Source organism: Hyphomicrobium denitrificans 1NES1 (assembly GCF_000230975.2).
Classification (GTDB): Bacteria; Pseudomonadota; Alphaproteobacteria; order Rhizobiales; family Hyphomicrobiaceae; genus Hyphomicrobium_B; species Hyphomicrobium_B denitrificans_A.
Window position 1 is genome coordinate 3,727,465 of the sequence record NC_021172.1, and the last position, 16,675, is coordinate 3,744,139.

Here is a 16,675-nt window from a genome sequence, read left to right on the forward strand (position 1 = left end):
ATAAGGCGGCCCAATCCTCGCAACACGGTATCTCCCATGAAAATCGCGCCGCTCGTTTTTTCCGGTATGCAGCCGACCGGAAGTCTGCACCTCGGCAACTATCTCGGCGCGATGGTCAACTGGATCGAGATGCAGAAGACCCATAGCTGCGTTTATTGCGTCGTCGATCTGCATGCGATCACAGTTTGGCAAGAGCCGGCCGAGCTTCGTCATGCCATCCGGCAGGTGACGGCGACCTACATTGCTGCCGGTCTCGATCCCAAGAAGAGCATCCTCTTCAATCAATCGCAGGTCAGCGCGCACGCGGAGCTCGCCTGGATCTTCAATTGCGTGGCGCGGCTCGGGTGGTTGAACCGCATGACGCAATTCAAGGAGAAGGCGGGTAAGGATCGCGAGCAGGCCTCCGTCGGCCTTTATGCCTATCCAAACCTGATGGCGGCCGACATTCTGGCCTATCGCGCGACGCATGTGCCGGTCGGCGAGGATCAGAAGCAGCATCTCGAGCTGGCGCGCGACATCGCACAGAAGTTCAACAACGACTTCAACAAGGAGATCGTTGCTGCAGGCTTCGAGGACGGCATTTTCTTCCCGTTGCCGGAGCCGGTCATCACCGGGCCGGCGACGCGGGTCATGAGTCTGCGTGACGGTACGAAGAAGATGTCGAAGTCCGATCCATCCGACCTGTCGCGGATCAACATGACGGACGACGCGGATACGATCGCGAAAAAGATCCAAAAGGCGAAAACCGATCCAGAGCCGCTACCGAACGACGAAAAGGGTTTTGAGGGGCGGCCGGAAGCCGAGAACCTTGTCGGCATCTATGCGGCGCTCAGCGGTCAGCCGGTGGCAGCCGTTCTGAAGGATTACGGCGGTCAGCAGTTCTCCTCCTTCAAAAAGGCGCTCGCCGAGGTCGCAACGGAGAAAGTCGGCCGCATTGGCGCGGAGACCCAGAAACTGATGAGTGATCCCGCCGAGATCGACCGTATTCTGGCCGATGGTTCGGCGCGGGCGCGTGCCGTTACCAAGCCTGTGATGGCCAAGGTCAAGGACATCGTCGGCTTCATCAGGAGTTGAAGTTCGGGCGGGATGCGCTGAGCGCGGCGTTGCGGCAAAGCGGAAGGAGTGGCAGCATCGCGAAATGAAACCGCGCCGCTCCTTCGAAGAAGGCCATCGCCGCAAGTTCCTGATCGTCGTCGACGAGAGCCAGGAAGTTGAAAGCGCGCTTTATTACGCGGCGAGCCGCATGCAGCGTTCGTCCGGCTCCATCGTCATGTTGTACGTGATCGAGCCCGGCGAACTGCAGCAGTGGTCCGGCGTAAGGCAGGTACAACTCGAAGAAGAGACGACGAAGGCCAAGGCGCTCTTCCGTCTCTTTCGCAGGAAACTGTCGCTCGCAGGCTTCGACACAGTCGAGACGGAGGATGTGATCCGCGAGGGTCGCCTCGCCGAGGAGGTGGTTAAGGCCATCGCGGAGGACGAGGACATCGCCGTTCTGGTTCTCGCCGCGTCCCTCGACGCGAATGGACCGGGACCACTTGTTGCTTCTCTGGCGGCTGGGCGCGTGGCGGGGGGTTTTCCGGTGCCGGTAACGGTGGTGCCGGGGCAACTTTCCCTCGCCGATATTAAGGCATTGGCTTAAAATCGCCGCGAGGCAGGGCGAAACAGCCGCGCTCGACAGCGCTTCAGTCCTACCTATATTAGAGGAATTCTAACGAAGCGCTTTGCTGGACGCTGTTACCTGCCAAGCGCCGCGAGCCGAACCGAAGCGAGATGCCATGTTCATTCAGACTGAAGCCACACCGAATCCGGCAACTTTGAAGTTCATTCCGGGCAGGGATGTGCTTGCCGGGGGGACGGCTGATTTTCGCACCAAGATGGACGCGGTCGGCTCGCCGCTCGCGACCCGCCTTTTTGCGATCGAAGGTGTCGACGGTGTATTTCTGGGCTCCGATTTCATATCGGTCACCAAAGGAAATGTCGAATGGCAGCACCTGAAACCGATGGTGCTTGGTGCCATCATGGACCACTACATGTCCGGTGCGCCCATGACGGACGAGGAAGATTCGAACGACGAGACGCCTGAGAGCTACGATCCAGAAGACGAGGCGACTGTCGCGACCATCAAGGAGCTTCTTGAGACGCGCGTCCGGCCAGCCGTGGCGCAGGACGGTGGCGACATCACGTTCTCCGGATTCCGGGAGGGCGTCGTCTATCTCCACATGCGCGGAGCGTGCTCGGGCTGTCCGAGTTCGACGGCGACGCTTCGGCACGGGATCGAGAATTTGCTCAAGCATTTCTGTCCCGAGGTTGTCTCGGTTCAGTCAGTTTAACGCCTGAAACCCTTTCATTGAGCCCCGCTCCGGCGGGGTTCTTTATATCTGCTCCTGGAATGACGAGGACCGGATGGGACAACCGCTCGATAGCGCGGCGCTCGATCAATTGTTCGATAAGGCGCACACGAACAATAAATGGCAACCGCGCGAAGTGCCGGATGCGCTATTAAAACGCATCGTCGATCATATGAAATGGGGGCCGACGAGCGCCAACTGCTCGCCGGCTCGAATTGTCTTCGTAAAGTCGAAAGAAGCGAAAGAGCGGCTGAAGCCGCATCTCAACGAAGGCAACGTCGCGAAGACCATGGCAGCGCCGGCGACGGCTATTCTTGCCTACGATCTCAAGTTCTATGAGTACCTGCCAAGGCTTTATCCGCCTGCGGATGCAAAAAGCTGGTTTGCGGGAAAGAAACAGCATGCCGACACCACGGCCTTCAGAAATGGTTCGCTGCAAGGCGGCTATTTCATCCTTGCGGCGCGTGCGCTGGGCCTCGATTGCGGCCCGATGTCGGGGTTCAATAATGCAGGCGTGGATGCCGAGTTTTTCGCCGGGACGGAAATAAAGTCGAATTTCCTGTGCAATCTGGGCTATGGCGATCCGGCCGGCATATATCCGCGCTCTCCAAGATTTAATTTCGACGAAATGGCAAAGATCATATAGTTCTCCTCGGAATGAACATTCTTTCGCTCGATACCTGCTTTGATGCTTGCTCGGCGGCCGCGGGCCGGGGGCTGCGCACGCTCACGCCCGCCATTTCGTTTGCCTTCGAACCGATGCAAAAGGGGCATGCGGAACAATTACTTCCGATGGTGCAGAGGGTCATGTCGGAAGCAAATCTGGAATTCGCGGCGCTCGACCGTATCGCGGTCACGTACGGACCCGGGACGTTCACGGGTACGCGGATTTCTGTCTCGGCCGCGCGCGCCCTGGCGCTTGCGACGGGGGCCGAGATCGTTGCCATCTCCAGCCTTCGCCTGATGGCGATGAACCCGCTCATTCCTGCAGCGCCGACACGTCATATCGCCATCGCGACGGACGCCCGGCGCGGCGAAGTCTATCTTGAGGTTTTCGATCGTCATTCATTGCAAAGCGTCATCGGTCCGCAATGCGCAGCAATCGGAGATGCCGCCCGCATGCTCGGACCATCGCCCATCGTCATTGCGGGCTCGGGCGCGGAAGCGCTCGCAGAGACGGCCCGTCAATCGGGTACTGAAGCGACCGCGATTCTTCCGGGACTTCTGCCTGACGCGTTCGATATGCTGTTTGCGGCTGCGGAACTTCCAACATCGGCAACGGTGCATCCCCTTTATTTGCGACCCCCTGATGCGAAACCGCCGGCGCCAAGTCCATTCGTCGGAGCCGGGGCATGAGCTCCAACGTTACGCCGTTCCGCAATGTGAAGCACGCAAGCATGCTATGGGCCGCACCGGAACGCGCCGAGGAAATCGCGGCGCTTCATGTCAAACTTTTCGATCCGCCGTGGGATGCCAATGCGATCAGGGGGCTGCTCGAACACCCCGCGGCCACGTCGCTGATCGCCGTTGCCGGTTCACCGAAAGCGGTCATCGGGTTCGTCATCGGCCAGCTCGCGGCGGATGAGGCCGAGATTCTTTCCATTGGCGTTTCACCGAACTGGCAGCGGGCAGGCGTCGCCGCGGGACTGCTTGAGGGTTTGGCGCGCGCGGCGCGCCGGGGCGACGCAAAGCGGATTTTTCTCGATGTTGCGGAGGACAACGAAGCCGCGCTGGCGCTCTATCGCAAGCTCGGATTTATCGAGGTCGGACGGCGCAAGCGATATTATCAGCGCGCTGGCCGCGAGCCCGTCGATGCACTGACGCTTGCTTTGACGCTTTAGCGAAAAGCGGGCTATGCGCCCTGATGTAGACGTAGCACCCTGCTGCTGCCTATAACGCGAGGAAGCCCGAGCGATTCAGGTTCAGACTCAGAGCCGCCTCCATTCGATGTCGGATGCCATGTCCGCGAGACGCGCGAAAAGCCTTACGCCCATTGAATCTCGTTGCGCCGAGTACGGCCTGCGTATGACGGGACAGCGCCGCGTCATCGCGCAGGTGCTTTCGTCTGCGACCGATCATCCCGACGTCGAGGAAGTGCATCGGCGCGCGCACGCGATCGATTCCCACATCTCGCTTTCGACCGTTTACCGGACACTGAAGCTTTTCTCCGCGAAGGGTATCCTCGAGCGGCACGATTTCGGACACGGACGCGGCCGCTACGAAGCGTCGATGGGAGACCACCATGACCATCTGCTCAATGTCGAGACTGGGCAGGTGATCGAATTTTCCAACGCCGACATCGAGGCTCTGCAGGAGCGCGTGGCGCGAGAACTCGGTTTCGAGCTTGTCGGTCATCGGCTGGAGCTTTACGGCGTGCCGCTCGCGAAAAAGAAGACGGCAGGCCGCAAGGCCTGAGTGACGCTTATGGCAACAACGGGATCGCTTCGCGCTTCTGCCGTTCTCACAGCCTTTTTCGGGCTGACGTTGCCATTGATGCCTGTGCAAGCGCTTCTACTCAGAGTGTCCGATAAGGCCGCGCGTCGCTTTCCGCACTGGTACCACCGGCAGGTGTGCCGACTTCTCGGCGTCAGGCTGAGCATCGAAGGCACCGTGGCAAAGGGCGCGCCGGTACTGCTTATTTGCAATCACACATCGTGGCTCGATATTCCCGTGCTCTCGGCGCTGGCGCCCGTCTCGTTCGTTGCGAAGCTCGAAGTCGGAGGGTGGCCGTTCGTTTCGGCGTTGGCGCGGCTGCAGCGGTCGGTCTTCGTCGATCGGACGCGGCGACTGGCTGCGGGTGATGCGGCGAACGAAATCACAAAGCGGCTTCGGCAAGGCGACACCATCGTGCTTTTTGCGGAGGGAACTTCCAGCGACGGCAATCGCGTACTGCCCTTCAAGACCTCGCTTTTCGGTGCCGTTGCGGGTGCGACGATGCCCGCGGCCGATCAGGTCGTCGTGCAGACGGCGGCGGTCGTCTACACCCACATTCACGGCGTCCCCGTTACGCGGGCCGAACGGCCACGGCTCGGGTGGTATGGCGATATGGAAATGACGTCGCACGCCTGGGGCGTTTTGAAGTCCGGCTCCATTACCGTGACCATCAAGGTCAGTCCGCCGGTGCCGCTCGCGGAGTTCAAAGACCGTAAGGATTTGGCGCTGAAAAGCGAACGCGCCGTGCGCCGCGATGTCCTGGCCATCCTGCGCGGGCGGTCGGACAGCGATCTGGTACCGGTCGAGCCGTCGGAGGAGGCGCGGAGGGCCAAGCTGATGGTGCCGGTGCGAAAAAGCGAGAAATGGACATGATGGGCCGCTTTTGTGCTATGCGCGTCGCTTGAGAATTCCTGTTTCAACCCTTTCGCCGGCTGATTTGACGACGTGAACCGTCCCGAACGCAAAACCTACTTCCTGAAGACTTTCGGCTGTCAGATGAACGTCTACGACAGTGAGCGCATGGCCGAAGCTCTAGCGCGGGACGGATATCGCGAAACTGCCGATGTCGACGGCGCCGATCTCGTCATCCTCAATACGTGCCATATTCGCGAAAAGGCAGCGGAGAAAGTCTATTCCGAACTTGGCCGCATCCGCGACGTGAAGGCTGCGCGCGCCCAGGACGGTAAGAACACGGTGATTGCGGTGGCGGGCTGCGTCGCGCAAGCCGAGGGGCCGGAGATCACGGCGCGGCAACCGGCTGTCGATCTCGTCATTGGACCGCAGAGCTACCATCGCCTGCCTGAGTTGATCACACGCACGACGGCCGAGCGGTCCCATATCGTCGAAACGGAATTTCCCGGGGATGAGAAGTTTGCGCGCATGAAGGCGCCGCGCCGCGTTTCGTCGCCGTCGGCGTTTCTCACGATTCAGGAAGGCTGCGATAAATTCTGCACCTTCTGCGTGGTGCCTTATACGCGCGGCGCGGAGTATTCGCGTTCTGTTGCAAAAATCGAGGCGGAAGCGCGTGAGCTTGTCCACGCCGGCGCGAAAGAGCTCGTGCTGCTCGGTCAGAACGTCAACGCCTATCACGGCGAAGGGCCCGGTGGACGGACGGCGAGCCTAGCCGATTTAATTGGAGTGCTTGCGCGTATCGATGGCGTGGAGCGTATTCGGTATATGACCAGCCATCCCCGCGACATGAGCGACGATCTGATTGCCGCGCACGCCGAGGTGCCGCAGCTGATGCCGTTTCTGCATTTGCCGGTGCAGTCGGGTTCCGACCGCATTCTTTCGAAGATGAACCGCAAGCACACGGCGGCCGAATACGTCGATCTCATCGCGCGCATCCGTAAGGCGCGGCCCGACATTGCGCTTTCGAGCGACTTCATCGTCGGATTCCCGGGAGAGACCGACCAGGATGCGGAAGACACGATCGCACTGATCGAGGCAATCGGCTTTGCCCAGGCTTTCTCGTTCAAATACAGTCCGAGGCCTGGAACTCCTGCCGCCGGGCACGATGATCAAGTTGATGACGCGCTCAAGTCGGAGCGGCTGTTGCGGCTGCAGGCACTGCTCGATTCCCAGCAAGTCTCCTACAACGTCCAGAGCCTTGGCGGCGTAGTTTCCGTGCTGTTCGAGCGGAAGGGCCGCGAACCCGGTGAATTTGTCGGCCGGACACCCTATTTACAGCTCGTTCACGCTGCCGGAGCGGGCGATCTCGTCGGGCGGACGGCCAAGGTTACGGTCAACGAAACGCGCCGGTCGAGCCTTTCGGGTGTCATTGCGTCGGCATAATGTGACTATAGGGCAGGGCTCCGATGTGGTGGGTTAACCACAGGACCCCTGTCCCGGCCGTCGTTGCCGCGTGGTAACGTGGGCAAGTGTGGTCGATTCGATTGATCATCAAAAGGAGTGTCGGGATTGGCAGCATTTCGCGGGGCGTCCGCGCCAGCGTCGAGACGGCCGAACAAGCCGGAACAAGAGACTGCTCGCATCGTTGTGCCCTTTGAAGACAACCGTCTGCTGACGCAGTTGCTCGGCGAATATGACAGCCATCTCGCACTGATAGAAGATCGTCTGGGCATCGACGCGCACGCACACGGCAATGTCGTGATTCTGACGGGCGCCACCAATTCCTGTGACATCGCCCGCAACGTTCTGGAAAAGCTCTACGCGCGCATAGCCAAGGGTGAGACGGTGGGAGCCGGTGACATCGACGGGTTGATCCGCCATTCACGTTCCGAGGGAACCGTTACCGACGGACAAGCGCAGATTGCGACGCGACGGAGAGTCGTCAAGGCCCGGACGCCGACGCAAAGCATCTATATTCGATCCATCGAAAAGAGAGATCTGGTTTTCGGCCTCGGTCCGGCGGGTACGGGCAAGACCTACATCGCCGTCGCCTTCGCCGCGCATTGCCTCGAACGCGGCCTTGTCGAGCGCATCATCCTGTCGCGACCGGCCGTCGAAGCGGGAGAGCGGCTCGGTTTTCTGCCGGGCGATATGCGCGATAAGGTCGATCCTTATCTCCGGCCGCTTTACGACGCGCTTTACGATGTCCTGCCGCCGGAAAAAGTCGAGCGTGACATCGAGACGGGCGTCGTTGAAATCGCGCCTTTGGCGTTCATGCGCGGTCGCACGCTGTCCAATGCGTTCGTGATCCTCGACGAAGCGCAGAACACGACCAGCATGCAAATGAAGATGTTCCTGACCCGCATCGGCGAGGGCTCGAAGATGGTCGTGACCGGTGACCCGTCGCAGATCGATCTTCCGTTCGGGACGAAGTCGGGCCTTGTCGAGGCCGTCGACCTGCTGTCGGAGGTGGACGATATTTCGATCATACGCTTCGAAGCTGGCGATATCGTGCGCCGCGACCTCGTCGCGAAGATCGTCGACGCCTACGAAAAGCCAAAGCACGGCTGATGCCCGAACCTCTACAACCGGCTGTACCTCGTGTGCTTGAGGTCGATGTCGTCGAGGATGACGGCGATTGGTCGGCGCTGGCCGATGCAAAAACTCTTATCGAACAGGCAGTTGCGGCCATCGCCCGGGAAATGGGTGGGGGCAAGGGTGCAGGGGCGATTGCGGTCGCGCTCTCCTCGGATGCCGGCGTCGAGGTTCTGAACGGTCAGTTTCGCGGCAAGCCGACGCCGACGAACGTGCTCTCTTTTCCGGCGGGCGAGGGGGCTCCGGACGGATTCGTCGGCGACGTTATCCTGGCGGCGGAGACAGTCCGGCGCGAGGCCGACGAGCAAGGCGTACCGCTTGCGCATCATGTGCAGCATCTGGTCGTCCACGGCATTTTGCATCTCTTTGGCTACGATCACATCTCAGCCGCCGATGCAGAACTCATGGAAGCCATTGAAATTTCTATTCTTTCTAAGCTTGGCGTCGCTAATCCCTACACGGGCGCCCAGGAAACCGGTACAAATGACTGACCGGCCCCTCGATTCATGGCTATGACCGACCACACACACGACAAATCGACATCTGACATTCTTGCCGAGAAAGGCCGGTCGCTCGGTGTTCAGGGCTGGCTACACGTTCTCCGCGCGAAGCTTGGCTTTGCTGTCCCGCAGAGCGTCCGGGACGCCCTCGAAGGGGCGCTCCGGACCGATGCGTCGACGAGCTTCACCGATGCCGAGCGCAAGATGCTGGAACGCCTCCTGCGTTTCGGATCGAGCCGGGTCGCCGAACTGATGGTGCCCAGAGCCGAGATCACAGCACTCGACGAGAACGAGCCGATCTCGGAACTTCTGGAGACATTCGAGGAAGCGGGGGTTTCGCGCATCCCTCTGTTCCGCGAAACGCTCGATGACCCGCGCGGCATGATCCACATTAAGGATCTGTTCCGGTGGTTCATGGCGGAAGCCTCGGGGCGTCCGCTGCGGTCAGGAAAATCGGATGGCGCGGAGGAAGCTCCAGTCCCGACGAAGATCGTGCTGCAAAATATCGATCTCAGCCGACCCATCACGACGGTCAAGATTCGCCGCCAGATCCTCTACGTGCCGCCATCGATGCCGGCTGTCGATCTGCTCATCCGGATGCAGTCGACCCGCATACACATGGCGCTCGTCGTCGACGAGTATGGCGGTACCGACGGGCTCGTCACGATCGAAGACCTCGTCGAGCAGGTGGTCGGTAATATAGAGGACGAGCACGACGACGATGAGGAAATCAACATCGTTTCCGATCCGAAACTCGGCGTCGTTGCGGCGGGACGCACGGAAATCGAGGAGCTTGAAAAGCATCTCGGGCTGAAGCTCATGCCGGACGACGAGGAGAACGACGTCGATACCTTGGGCGGCTTGATCTTCTCGATGCTCGGTCGCGTGCCGGCGCGGGGTGAGCTGATCCATCATCCTTCGGGCATCGAGTTCGAAATTCTCGATGCCGACCCGCGGCGTGTGAAGAAGGTGAAAATCCATCCGGCGCGCACGCTGCCGCAAAGCACAAAGACATCAGCCGAAGCGCCGAAGGCTTGATGGACGCCCAGAGCCAGACATTGCCGGTGCCTACTCTGGCAGCTCTGCGCTCACGGGTCATGGGGATTAGCGGCTGGAGGCGGGCGGTTGTCGCGATTGGCGCGGGCGGCCTTTCTGCGCTGGCTTTTGCGCCGATCTTTGCCTTTCCGGTCCTTTTCCTGACGTTTCCGGTTTTCGTCTGGCTGATCGATGCGAGCCCCGGATGGCGGCGCGCGGCGAGTGCCGGATGGCTGTTCGGCTTCGGCTACTTCTTCTTCAACCTGTTCTGGGTCGGCGAAGCCTTTCTCGTTGAGGCGGACAAGTTCGCGTGGCTATTGCCGTTTGCGGTGATGCTGCTGCCGGCCGGTCTGGCACTGTTCTGGGCAGCGGCGGCGGCCGTGGCGCGGGCATTTTGGCTGCAGGGCCTTGGCCGGGTTTTCGTGTTCGCGATTGCGCTTGCCGTCTTCGAATGGCTACGCGGCCATATCCTGACGGGCTTTCCGTGGAACGTCGTCGGCTATGCGCTGACCTATCCGTTGCCGTTGATGCAAAGCGCGGCGCTGTTCGGTGCCTATGGGCTGACTGCGATCGCGGTTTTCATCTTTCCCGCACCATTGGTCATGATGGCCGACCGAAAAGAGCGGCTTACGAGCGCAGACATTGCCCGTGCGAGCGCCGTTGCCGCCATTCCGATCGCGGCGCTCTGCCTTTATGGCGGCTGGCGGCTCAGTGTGCCGGAGGCATTCGTCCCTGACGTTAAACTGCGCATCGTGCAGCCGAGCGTGCCGCAGCGCGAGAAATGGATGGCCGAATATCAGCGCCGCATTTTCGACGATCATATCGCGCTGTCGCTCGCCAATCCCAAGGGTGAGAAGGATTCCCTTGCGGGGATCACGCATCTCGTCTGGCCGGAAGCCGCGATGCCGTTCTTCCCGCTCGAAACGCCGGAAGCGCTCGACATTCTTTCGGCGATGCTGCCGCCGGGCACGACGCTGATCACGGGTGCGATCCGGCACGATCCGCCGCTCGGGGCGGACCGGCACCTTCTTCCGACGACGAAAACACTGAACAGCATTCTCGTGCTCAACGAGCAGGCCCAGGTCGAGGCGATCTACGACAAGATCAAGCTCGTGCCGTTCGGCGAATACGTGCCTTTGGAATCGGCGTTGTCGCATATCGGCATCGAAAAGCTCACGCATGGTCGCGGTGCCTTCGCGGAGGGCGTGTCACCACGTCCTCTGATGACTATTCCCGGGCTGCCTCCGGCGCTGGGCCTCGTTTGTTACGAAGCGCTGTTTTCGGGTGATATCGTGCAGAGCAGTGCACGCCCTGGCGTTCTCCTCAACGTGACGAACGACGGATGGTTCGGGCAGTCGACGGGCCCTTACCAGCATTTCCACCAGGCGCGCATCCGGGCTGTCGAAGAAGGCGTGCCGCTAATCCGTGCCGCCAACAATGGAATTTCGGCCATCGTCGATCCTTATGGACGGGCTCTGCAGACACTCGGTCTCGACGTTCGCGACGTGATAGACAGTCGCTTGCCGCAGGCGCTACGGCCAACAGTTTATGCGAGAGCGGGCGACTGGATGTTGGTCCTGGTGCTCACTGTATTTGCGGCGCTCGCTGTTATACTCCCGAAATTGTACCGTTAATCAAGGATTTGAAGGCAACTTGTCGCGGCGGCGCTCGATGATTGACCTTGGCCACCCGTACACCTAGGAAGTGTGCAGCTATCTCTGGTTTAACTGTTGGCTGTAGAGCGATGGCGGACAATATTTCGACCGAAGAAGATTCTGGCGAGGAAATTTCTCGCGGTTCGCGCCGTGCGAACCCCATGGATGTTCACGTCGGCTCGCGAGTCCGATTGCGCCGTATGCTGCTTGGCATGAGCCAGGAAAAGCTCGGCGAGCACCTCGGCCTTACGTTCCAGCAGGTGCAAAAATACGAGAAGGGCGTGAACCGGATCGGCGCCAGCCGGCTTTTCGATCTTGCAAAGGTCCTGGGCGTGCCGGTGCAGTTTTTCTACGACGAGGCGCCGTCGGGCGTACAAACGACAGGCAATGTGATCGCCGGCTTCGCCGAACGGCCCGGCGAAAGCTACGTCGTCGATTTTCTTGGGACACGCGAGGGGCTTGAGCTGAACAAAGCTTTTGCCCGCATCTCCGACTCCAAAGTTCGCCGATCGATCGTCGATCTCGTCCGCTCGCTGGCTGGCGACGAGAACTGATGGGGCAGATTCCAATCGCGGATGCCGGCGTCGACTTTAGCAGAGGTGCCGGGCGTTTCGGTTAGAAGCGTTTTCGCTAGCCAAGGCCTGCTTGACCAATATTGTCGGGGCTGCGACAAACCGGCGCTTTTCCGAAGGTCGGCACCTGCTACATCGGCCATGCCTTCCGTTGGGCACATCGGAAGCAACTTCTTTCAACATGGGGGCCACAGTGGCGCGAAAGTCATTTCTGTTCACCAGCGAATCCGTTTCCGAAGGCCACCCGGACAAGGTCTGCGACCGCATTTCGGACGAGGTGGTCGATGCCTTCTATCGCGAGGGGCAGAAAGAGGGCATCGACCCTTGGAGCATTCGAGCCGCATGCGAAACAATGGCGACGACCAACCGGGTCATCATTGCTGGCGAATCGCGCGGTCCCAAGGACGTCACCGTTGCGGCGATCGAAGCGATCACGCGTAACGCTATCAAGGATATCGGATACGAGCAGGCCGGCTTCCACTGGGCAAACTGCAATATCGAGGTTCTTCTGCATTCGCAGTCGGCCGATATCGCACAGGGCGTCGATGCGCAGCAGCCGACCAATCAGGAAGAGGGCGCGGGTGACCAGGGCATCATGTTCGGATATGCCTGCAACGAGACGCCGGAGCTGATGCCGGCGCCAATTTATTACGCGCATAAAATTCTCTTCGATCTTGCGACAGCGCGAAAAGCCAAGACGGGCGATGCCGCCAAGCTCGGCCCGGACTCTAAGAGCCAAGTCACCGTTCGTTATGAAAACGGGAAGCCCGTCGGCGTCACGCAGATCGTCGTTTCGCACCAGCATATCGATGAAAATCTGAGCTCCCGGCAGGTGCGGGAAATCATAGAACCTTATGTTCGCAAGGCGCTTCCCGACGGCTGGATCGGTAGCGACACCATCTGGCACATCAATCCGACGGGTAAATTTTTCATCGGTGGCCCGGACGGCGATACCGGCCTGACGGGCCGCAAGATCATCGTCGACACTTATGGCGGCGCGGCTCCGCACGGTGGCGGCGCTTTTTCCGGCAAGGACCCAACGAAGGTCGACCGCTCGGCGGCTTATGCGGCGCGTTATCTCGCGAAGAACGTCGTCGCGGCGGGTATTGCTGACCGCTGCACGATTCAGCTTTCCTATGCCATCGGCGTCGCAAAGCCGCTGTCGATCTACGTCGACACGCACGGCACCGGAAAAGTCGATGAAGCGGCGATCGAGCAGGCACTCGGGACCGTCATGGATTTGACGCCGCGCGGCATCCGCAGCCATCTCGATCTCAACAAGCCGATCTATGCACGGACGTCGGCTTACGGCCATTTCGGACGTCCGGCGGAAAAGGACGGCGGCTTCTCCTGGGAGCGCACCGACCTTGCGCCAAAGATAGCCAAGGCCGTGGGCTGAGCATATCAGCGATTTGGTTTAATTTGAGCGGCTGCGAAAGCGGCCGCTTTTGCTTGGGTGCTTTGCCGACTTACATACCCTCACTTCATGGCCGGGCCTGACCCGGCCATCCAGGTACCTAGGCAATAGAGTTCATAGTGTAGCCCTGGATGGCAGCCTCGGAGGGCGGCCATGATGCGGGTGAAACGGGTGACGCGGGTCGTGATCAGCGACGTAGACAAAGAAAGCGAGCAGGAGCTTCGGTCGTATGGGCGGCGGCGCGGGCGCAAGCCGAGCGCGCGACAGGCCGCGCTCTTGCGCGAAGCCCTTCCGCGCTTTGCGGTTGATCCCGCCGCGCTACCCGAGGCGGCTCAAACGTGGCTCGAGATTGGCTTTGGCGGCGGCGAGCATTTGCTGTCGCAGGCACGTCGCAACCCGCACGCTCTGATCATCGGATGCGAGCCTTACGAGGACGGCGTCATCAAGGTGCTGAGCGCCATCGAGAGCGAAGGGCTAAAGAATATCCGCGTTCACATGAGCGACGTCCGCGACATGCTGCGCCAACTCGCGCCGGGTTCACTCGATCGCGCTTTCATCCTGTTTCCGGACCCGTGGCCGAAGCGAAAGCATCGCAAGCGCCGGCTGGTTAATTCTTTATTGCTGGATCTTCTGGCGCGCGTTCTAAAGCCCAACGCCGAGCTTCGGATTGCGACGGATATCGGCGATTATGCGCGGACGATGCTCGAAGCTTTCCGCCAGGAGCCGCGCTTCGTTTGGCGGGCCGAAGGTCCTGGCGATTGGCGCGTTCAGCCTGCAGATTGGGTCGAAACCAAATACGAAGCCAAAGCCGCGGAAGCCGGGCGGCGGAGATACTATTTCCGCTTTTTAAGGACCTGAGTGCGCGTGAAAGTCTTGCGCGTCGTTGCAATCTCGCCTATTTAACGGTCATTCCAATAACTCGATGATCAAATTGAGAGTGGACCTCCGGGCCCGCTCCAAACGGTCATTAAGCTCAGGACCGCCATTGAACGAGACGATCGCCAGCAACGTACCGCCTACGGAAGGAGGCCCCGATACGCGCCGCTTTCTGCGCGAGACGGGCGTTGCCGCCGAGATCGCCGCTATTGTGGAACCCGTGATCGAGGATCTCGGATTCCGGTTGGTGCGGGTGAAGATCCAGGGCGGCGGCACGGCCGACAAGATCGTGCAGTTGATGGCTGAGCGCCCGGATGGGTCGATCACCATTGATGACTGCGAGACGATTTCGAAACAGGTTTCGCCGGTGCTCGATGTCGCGGACCCGATCTCGGGCGCGTATCGCCTCGAAGTCTCATCGCCCGGTATCGACCGCCCGCTTGTGCGTCCGAGCGATTTCGAGGACTGGTCCGGACACGAGGCAAGAATCGAATTGACCGAGCCGGTCGGCGGACGCAGAAAATTCAAAGGCATGCTCGAAGGCTTCGAAGACGGAGAAGTTCGAATCGAGGCCGATACAGGCGAGCACGGCATTCAGCATCTCGGTCTACCCATGCATCTCATCTCGGATGCGCGGCTGGTGCTGACGGACGAACTCGTTCGCGATGCGCTCGCCCGCGCCAAGAAACGCCATTCTGACCGGCCCGGCGACGGCGCCGAACTCGACGAAGACGATCTGGAGGATTGATCCCATGGCCATGGCAGGCATAAGCGCCAACAGGCTTGAGCTTTTGCAAATTGCCGACGCTGTCGCGCGCGAGAAGACGATCGACAAGAAGATCGTCATCGAAGCGATGGAGGATGCCATCCAGAAGGCTGCCAAATCGCGCTACGGCGCGGAAAATGACATCCGCTGCGAGATCGATCCGAAGACGGGCGAAGCGAAGCTGACGCGTGTTCTTGCCGTCGTCGATACGGTTGAGAACGACGCGACGCAGATTACCGTCGAAGACGCCAAAAAGCGAAACCCCGAAGCCAAGGCCGGCGACATGATCGCCGAGACGTTGCCACCATTGGAATTCGGCCGCGTCGCCGCGCAGAACGCCAAGCAGGTCATCGTGCAGAAAGTGCGCGAGGCCGAACGCGACCGGCAGTTCGCCGAGTACAAGGATCGCGTCGGCGATACCACGAACGGAACGGTGAAGCGGGTCGAGTACGGCAACGTCATCGTCGATCTCGGCCGGGCCGAGGGCATTATCCGCCGCGATGAAATGATCCCGCGCGAAAACGTCAGGCTTGGTGATCGCATCCGCGCCTACATCTATGACGTTCGACGCGAACAACGGGGTCCGCAGATTTTCCTGACGCGAGCGCGACCGGAATTCATGTCATCACTGTTCCGCGCGGAAGTTCCGGAGATTTATGACGGCGTCGTCGAGATCAAGTCGGTCGCGCGCGATCCGGGAAGCCGGGCCAAGATTGCAGTCATTTCGAAGGATTCCTCAATCGATCCGGTCGGTGCCTGCGTCGGTATGCGCGGCGCGCGCGTGCAGGCCGTCGTCAACGAGCTGCAGGGCGAGAAGGTCGACATCATCCAGTGGAATCCGGATGCAGCGAGCTTCATCGTCAACGCGCTGGCGCCTGCGGAAGTCACGAAGGTCGTGCTCGATGAAGATTCCAACCGCATCGAGGTCGTCGTTCCTGAAGCGCAGCTGTCGCTTGCAATCGGGCGGCGCGGTCAGAACGTGCGGCTTGCGTCACAACTCACCGGCTGGGACATCGACATCCTGACGGAACAGGAAGAAAGCGAACGCCGCCAGAAGGAATTTGCGGAACGCACGCAGTTGCTGATGGATTCACTCGATGTCGACGAAGTCATCGCGCAGCTTCTCGTTACAGAGGGATTTGCGAGTATCGAAGAAGTCGCTTACGTCGATATTTCGGAGATCGCCCACATCGAAGGATTTGACGAAGGAACAGCCGAGCAGATTCAAAGCCGCGCGCGCGAGTATCTCGAGCAGCAGGAAGCAGAGCGCGATGCGAAACGGCGCGAGCTCGGCGTTGCGGATGAACTGGCGGAAATTCCCGGCATCAATACTGCGATGATGGTGGCGCTCGGCGAGAACGGCATCAAGACCGTCGAGGATTTTGCGGACTGCGCGACTGACGAGCTCGTCGGCTGGACGGAGCGCAAGAAGGAGAAGGACGCCGAGCCCGTCAAGCACAAGGGCATTCTCGATGGCTTCGAGCTTTCGCGCACGGACGTCGAAAACATGATCATGGCCGCGCGCGTTCACGCGGGTTGGATCAAGGCGGAAGATCTTGAGAAGCCTGCGGAAGGCGAACCTGAAGCCGCGTCGGATGACGCCGGCGCTCAAGGCTAAAGGAAATG

18 protein-coding genes are annotated in these 16,675 nt (G+C 60.4%); all 18 read left to right on the forward strand.

Annotated elements, in window-relative coordinates:
* Window positions 1-36 precede the first annotated feature (36 nt).
* The 18 genes from trpS to nusA all read left to right on the forward strand — a co-directional run bounded on the left by trpS (window position 37) and on the right by nusA (window position 16,667).
* Complete coding sequence (gene trpS / locus HYPDE_RS17945; protein ID WP_015599979.1) at window positions 37-1,074, forward strand: tryptophan--tRNA ligase; 1,038 nt, start codon at window positions 37-39, stop codon at window positions 1,072-1,074.
* Window positions 1,075-1,138: 64 nt separating this feature from the next.
* A complete protein-coding gene (locus HYPDE_RS17950; RefSeq protein ID WP_015599980.1) occupies window positions 1,139-1,639 on the forward strand; it encodes a universal stress protein in 501 nt (166 codons plus the stop codon).
* A gap of 136 nt (window positions 1,640-1,775) precedes the next feature.
* Window positions 1,776-2,330, forward strand: coding sequence for a NifU family protein (locus HYPDE_RS17955; RefSeq protein ID WP_015599981.1), 555 nt, complete (start codon window positions 1,776-1,778; stop codon window positions 2,328-2,330).
* Window positions 2,331-2,403: 73 nt separating this feature from the next.
* Entirely contained in the window at window positions 2,404-2,994 is a 591-nt protein-coding gene (locus HYPDE_RS17960) for a malonic semialdehyde reductase (RefSeq protein ID WP_015599982.1), read from the forward strand.
* A gap of 11 nt (window positions 2,995-3,005) precedes the next feature.
* The gene (gene tsaB / locus HYPDE_RS17965; protein WP_015599983.1) at window positions 3,006-3,704 is read left to right on the forward strand and encodes a tRNA (adenosine(37)-N6)-threonylcarbamoyltransferase complex dimerization subunit type 1 TsaB; all 699 of its coding nucleotides are present in this window, start codon (window positions 3,006-3,008) and stop codon (window positions 3,702-3,704) included.
* Window positions 3,701-4,189, forward strand: a complete 489-nt coding sequence (gene rimI / locus HYPDE_RS17970; RefSeq protein ID WP_015599984.1) for a ribosomal protein S18-alanine N-acetyltransferase — start codon at window positions 3,701-3,703, stop codon at window positions 4,187-4,189. Before tsaB ends, rimI begins: the two co-directional genes overlap by 4 nt.
* Window positions 4,190-4,307: 118 nt before the next feature.
* Window positions 4,308-4,763, forward strand: coding sequence for a Fur family transcriptional regulator (locus tag HYPDE_RS17975; protein ID WP_041321495.1), 456 nt, complete (start codon window positions 4,308-4,310; stop codon window positions 4,761-4,763).
* A gap of 9 nt (window positions 4,764-4,772) precedes the next feature.
* The gene (locus HYPDE_RS17980; RefSeq protein WP_041321496.1) at window positions 4,773-5,654 is read left to right on the forward strand and encodes a lysophospholipid acyltransferase family protein; all 882 of its coding nucleotides are present in this window, start codon (window positions 4,773-4,775) and stop codon (window positions 5,652-5,654) included.
* A gap of 72 nt (window positions 5,655-5,726) precedes the next feature.
* On the forward strand, window positions 5,727-7,076 hold the full coding sequence (gene miaB, locus HYPDE_RS17985; RefSeq protein ID WP_015599987.1) for a tRNA (N6-isopentenyl adenosine(37)-C2)-methylthiotransferase MiaB: 1,350 nt from the start codon (window positions 5,727-5,729) through the stop codon (window positions 7,074-7,076).
* A 126-nt stretch (window positions 7,077-7,202) separates the two neighbouring features.
* Window positions 7,203-8,204 carry a PhoH family protein gene (locus HYPDE_RS17990; RefSeq protein WP_015599988.1) on the forward strand — a complete coding sequence of 334 codons (1,002 nt, stop codon included), beginning with the start codon at window positions 7,203-7,205 and terminating at the stop codon, window positions 8,202-8,204.
* The gene (gene ybeY / locus HYPDE_RS17995; RefSeq protein WP_051112029.1) at window positions 8,204-8,719 is read left to right on the forward strand and encodes an rRNA maturation RNase YbeY; all 516 of its coding nucleotides are present in this window, start codon (window positions 8,204-8,206) and stop codon (window positions 8,717-8,719) included. The genes HYPDE_RS17990 and ybeY overlap by 1 nt, the downstream gene beginning before the upstream one ends.
* Window positions 8,720-8,740: 21 nt before the next feature.
* A complete protein-coding gene (locus HYPDE_RS18000) occupies window positions 8,741-9,766 on the forward strand; it encodes a hemolysin family protein (RefSeq protein WP_244437734.1) in 1,026 nt (341 codons plus the stop codon).
* On the forward strand, window positions 9,766-11,397 hold the full coding sequence (lnt, locus tag HYPDE_RS18005; protein ID WP_015599991.1) for an apolipoprotein N-acyltransferase: 1,632 nt from the start codon (window positions 9,766-9,768) through the stop codon (window positions 11,395-11,397). The genes HYPDE_RS18000 and lnt overlap by 1 nt, the downstream gene beginning before the upstream one ends.
* Before the next feature lie 110 nt (window positions 11,398-11,507).
* Window positions 11,508-11,972, forward strand: a complete 465-nt coding sequence (locus HYPDE_RS18010; protein ID WP_015599992.1) for a helix-turn-helix domain-containing protein — start codon at window positions 11,508-11,510, stop codon at window positions 11,970-11,972.
* 199 nt (window positions 11,973-12,171) lie between these two features.
* Complete coding sequence (gene metK / locus HYPDE_RS18015; RefSeq protein WP_041320642.1) at window positions 12,172-13,389, forward strand: methionine adenosyltransferase; 1,218 nt, start codon at window positions 12,172-12,174, stop codon at window positions 13,387-13,389.
* A gap of 171 nt (window positions 13,390-13,560) precedes the next feature.
* Window positions 13,561-14,265, forward strand: a complete 705-nt coding sequence (trmB, locus tag HYPDE_RS18020) for a tRNA (guanosine(46)-N7)-methyltransferase TrmB (protein WP_015599994.1) — start codon at window positions 13,561-13,563, stop codon at window positions 14,263-14,265.
* 127 nt (window positions 14,266-14,392) lie between these two features.
* On the forward strand, window positions 14,393-15,031 hold the full coding sequence (gene rimP / locus HYPDE_RS18025; RefSeq protein WP_015599995.1) for a ribosome maturation factor RimP: 639 nt from the start codon (window positions 14,393-14,395) through the stop codon (window positions 15,029-15,031).
* Between the two features lie 4 nt (window positions 15,032-15,035).
* Complete coding sequence (gene nusA, locus HYPDE_RS18030; RefSeq protein ID WP_015599996.1) at window positions 15,036-16,667, forward strand: transcription termination factor NusA; 1,632 nt, start codon at window positions 15,036-15,038, stop codon at window positions 16,665-16,667.
* Window positions 16,668-16,675: the final 8 nt, after the last annotated feature.

What these genes read in the sequence shown, in the direction of transcription:
- trpS (WP_015599979.1), top strand. Translation starts at nt 37, where the DNA reads ATGAAAATCGCGCCGCTCGTTTTTTCCGGTATGCAGCCGACCGGAAGT.
- HYPDE_RS17950 (WP_015599980.1), top strand. Translation starts at nt 1,139, where the DNA reads ATGAAACCGCGCCGCTCCTTCGAAGAAGGCCATCGCCGCAAGTTCCTG.
- HYPDE_RS17955 (WP_015599981.1), top strand. Translation starts at nt 1,776, where the DNA reads ATGTTCATTCAGACTGAAGCCACACCGAATCCGGCAACTTTGAAGTTC.
- HYPDE_RS17960 (WP_015599982.1), top strand. Translation starts at nt 2,404, where the DNA reads ATGGGACAACCGCTCGATAGCGCGGCGCTCGATCAATTGTTCGATAAG.
- tsaB (WP_015599983.1), top strand. Translation starts at nt 3,006, where the DNA reads ATGAACATTCTTTCGCTCGATACCTGCTTTGATGCTTGCTCGGCGGCC.
- rimI (WP_015599984.1), top strand. Translation starts at nt 3,701, where the DNA reads ATGAGCTCCAACGTTACGCCGTTCCGCAATGTGAAGCACGCAAGCATG.
- HYPDE_RS17975 (WP_041321495.1), top strand. Translation starts at nt 4,308, where the DNA reads ATGTCCGCGAGACGCGCGAAAAGCCTTACGCCCATTGAATCTCGTTGC.
- HYPDE_RS17980 (WP_041321496.1), top strand. Translation starts at nt 4,773, where the DNA reads ATGGCAACAACGGGATCGCTTCGCGCTTCTGCCGTTCTCACAGCCTTT.
- ybeY (WP_051112029.1), top strand. Translation starts at nt 8,204, where the DNA reads ATGCCCGAACCTCTACAACCGGCTGTACCTCGTGTGCTTGAGGTCGAT.
- HYPDE_RS18000 (WP_244437734.1), top strand. Translation starts at nt 8,741, where the DNA reads ATGACCGACCACACACACGACAAATCGACATCTGACATTCTTGCCGAG.
- lnt (WP_015599991.1), top strand. Translation starts at nt 9,766, where the DNA reads ATGGACGCCCAGAGCCAGACATTGCCGGTGCCTACTCTGGCAGCTCTG.
- HYPDE_RS18010 (WP_015599992.1), top strand. Translation starts at nt 11,508, where the DNA reads ATGGCGGACAATATTTCGACCGAAGAAGATTCTGGCGAGGAAATTTCT.
- metK (WP_041320642.1), top strand. Translation starts at nt 12,172, where the DNA reads ATGGGGGCCACAGTGGCGCGAAAGTCATTTCTGTTCACCAGCGAATCC.
- trmB (WP_015599994.1), top strand. Translation starts at nt 13,561, where the DNA reads ATGATGCGGGTGAAACGGGTGACGCGGGTCGTGATCAGCGACGTAGAC.
- nusA (WP_015599996.1), top strand. Translation starts at nt 15,036, where the DNA reads ATGGCCATGGCAGGCATAAGCGCCAACAGGCTTGAGCTTTTGCAAATT.